Source organism: Neisseria sp. P0022.S010 (genome assembly GCF_051956635.1).
Genome location: NZ_JBQCXF010000319.1, coordinates 1 through 3,409 on the forward strand (window position 1 = coordinate 1; position 3,409 = coordinate 3,409).

General features: G+C 52.3%; 1 protein-coding gene. It reads left to right on the plus strand.

The features are described 5' to 3' along the window. Positions 1-437: 437 nt before the first annotated feature. The coding region (locus ACTHUT_RS16020) for an ESPR-type extended signal peptide-containing protein (protein ID WP_440419046.1) at positions 438-3,409 on the plus strand (2,972 nt) is incomplete at its 3' end.

Below are 3,409 nucleotides of genomic sequence, written 5' to 3' on the forward strand. Positions count from 1 at the left end.
ATCATATTGTTATAAAAGCGTTTAAAAAGCAACAAGTAAATCTAACCGGCATGACCGTTGAAGTCGAAAAAATAACACTTTATCGGAAGAGTCAATTTACGAAACCAAAAGCATATAAAATTTGAGTCAGGATTCCGAATGCATTGAAAGAAGCTAACAAAAAGTGACTTGTTAAGAAACAAGCTGACAAAAAAACGGCACATCGTTTCCCAAACTTCACAAGCTTCCCAAAATGTATCAGCATAAAATCCCATAAAACAGGCTTTTAGCTGTTATTCGGCCGAATGGAGACTTTGGGCACGGGAATTGCATACGAGAGATTACGACGTAAAACCGCATAAAGGGGAGACTCTGAAGTGCGGCATATATATGGACAAGCAGTTTATGGTCGAGCAACACGTCCCAAAAGAAATCAAACCCCTTACAGGAAAATCGATATGAATAAAGTCTTTAAAGTTATTTGGAACCACTCGACCCAGACATGGACTGCGGTTTCTGAAATCAGCCATGCACACGGCAAAAAATCCGCTTCCGACAAGCGTAAAGCCGTAGCTGCTGTAGTTGCAGTGGCAGGTGCCTTAATGGCTTCTAGTGCTGCTCAAGCAGGTGCGGAATTGGGTGGTGGTAGCGCAACAGGTACAAATGCAGTTGCGGTTGGAGCGGCCTCAAAAGCAACCGGTACAGCCTCTTTTGCTGGTGGTACATCAGCTAATGCTGCTGGTGTAAGCTCTGTTGCGGTCGGTGGTTCTATGACTGCGGCTGAAGCTGCTCAAGCAGTTGGTAATAACTCTATTGCAGTAGGTTTTAAATCAAGTGCTTCTCAAACTGCTGACATTGCAGTAGGTTATAACGCTAAAGCTAATGGTACTTCTACTGGTTCTGATGGCGACGGCGTAGTAAATAATGCCGGTTCTGCAATGGCGATTGGTACCGACTCTCAAGCAACCGGTATCGTAGCAACTGCCATCGGTCAACGTTCTCAAGCCCTGGCAAACGGCGCGGTAGCATTGGGTGGCGACGCTCAAGCCAAACAAGGTTCTGACGTAGCAATCGGTCGCGGTTCTGTAGCCGACGGTATTTCTGCTTCTGCATTCGGTCCTGCTGCTCAAGCAACTGGTAAATACGCAGTGGCTTTGGGCGTACAAAGCCAAGCCACTTCAGAACAAGCCATCGCATTGGGTCGCCTCTCTCAAGCTAACGGCAAGTTTGCAACTGCTCTGGGTAACGGTGCTCAAGCAACAGCCCAAAACACTCTGGCTTTGGGTACAGAAGCTAAATCTACTATCGAAAACAGCGTAGCCCTGGGTAACGGCTCTACAACCAGCGCATTCGTACCTACTAACACTGCTACTGTTGGCAGCTACACTTACAGCGGCTTCGCAGGCGCAACCAGCGGCTTGGGCAACGGTGCAGTATTGTCTGTAGGTTCTGCAGGTAACGAACGCCAAATCCAAAACGTTGCCGCAGGTCGTATCAATGCAACTTCTACCGATGCAATCAACGGCTCTCAATTGTTTGCCGTAGCAAACCGTATCGAAAACCTGAATCCATTTGTATTCTCAGGCCACAATGGCAGCGGTAGCTCACCTGCTGAAGGCACATTCAAATACAACCCAAATTCAGCAAGCAACCCTCTGAAATTGATCGCCGGTGAAGGTCTGAAAATGACTTCAAACGGCACTAACGAATACACCCTGAGCGTAGTAGGTGGTGGTGCTAAAGGCGAAAAAGGTGACACCGGCGCTACTGGCGCAACCGGCGAAAAAGGTGAAAAAGGTGACACCGGCGCTACTGGCGCAACCGGCGAAAAAGGTGATACCGGCGCCGCTGGCGAAAAAGGTGACACTGGCGCAGCCGGCGCTAAAGGCGACAAAGGCGAAAAAGGTGACACTGGCGCAGCCGGCGCTAAAGGCGACAAAGGCGAAAAAGGTGACACTGGCGCAGCCGGCGCTAAAGGCGACAAAGGCGACAAAGGCGACAAAGGCGACAAAGGCGACAAAGGCGACAAAGGCGACAAAGGCGACAAAGGCGACAAAGGCGACAAAGGCGACAAAGGCGACAAAGGCGACAAAGGTGACAAAGGCGACAAAGGTGACCAAGGTGTAGCCGGCGCTACTGGCGCAACCGGCGACAAAGGCGAAAAAGGTGATACCGGCGCTACCGGCGCAACTGGTGCTACCGGCGCAACTGGTGCTACTGGTGCTAAAGGTGATACCGGTGCTAAAGGCGATACCGGTGCAACTGGTGCTAAAGGCGATACCGGTGCAACTGGTGCTAAAGGCGATACCGGTGCAACTGGTGCTAAAGGCGATACCGGTGCAACTGGTGCAACTGGTGCTAAAGGTGATACCGGTGCTACTGGTGCCAAAGGTGATACCGGTGCAACTGGTGCTAAAGGTGATACCGGTGCTACTGGTGCTAAAGGTGATACCGGTGCAACCGGCGACAAAGGCGAAAAAGGTGACACCGGCGTAACCGGCGCAACTGGTGCTAAAGGCGATACCGGTGCTACTGGTGCTACCGGTGCTACCGGCGCAACTGGTGCTACTGGCGCAACTGGTGCTACTGGCGCAACTGGTGCTAAAGGTGATACCGGTGCAACTGGTGCTAAAGGCGATACCGGTGCTAAAGGCGATACCGGTGCAACTGGTGCAACTGGTGCAACTGGCGCAACTGGTGCTAAAGGTGATACCGGCGCAACTGGTGCTACTGGCGCAACTGGTGCTACTGGCGCAACTGGTGCTAAAGGTGATACCGGTGCAACTGGTGCTAAAGGCGATACCGGTGCTAAAGGCGATACCGGCGCAACTGGTGCTACTGGTGCAACTGGTGCAACCGGCGCAACTGGCGCAACTGGTGCTAAAGGTGATACCGGTGCAACTGGTGCTAAAGGTGATACCGGTGCAACCGGTGCTACCGGTGCTACCGGCGCAACTGGTGCTACTGGCGCAACTGGTGCTAAAGGTGATACCGGTGCAACTGGTGCTAAAGGCGATACCGGTGCTAAAGGCGATACCGGCGCAACTGGTGCTAAAGGCGATACTGGTGCAACTGGTGCTAAAGGCGATACCGGTGCTACCGGTGCAACTGGTGCTAAAGGTGATACCGGCGCTACTGGTGCAACTGGTGCAACTGGCGCAACTGGTGCTAAAGGTGATACCGGTGCAACTGGTGCTAAAGGCGATACCGGTGCTAAAGGCGATACCGGCGCAACTGGTGCTAAAGGCGATACTGGTGCAACTGGTGCTAAAGGTGATACCGGCGCTACTGGTGCAACTGGCGCAACTGGTGCTAAAGGTGATACCGGTGCTACTGGCGACAAAGGCGAAAAAGGTGACACCGGCGCAACTGGTGCTAAAGTTGATACCGGTGCTACTGGTGCAACTGGTGCTAAAGGTGATACCGGTGC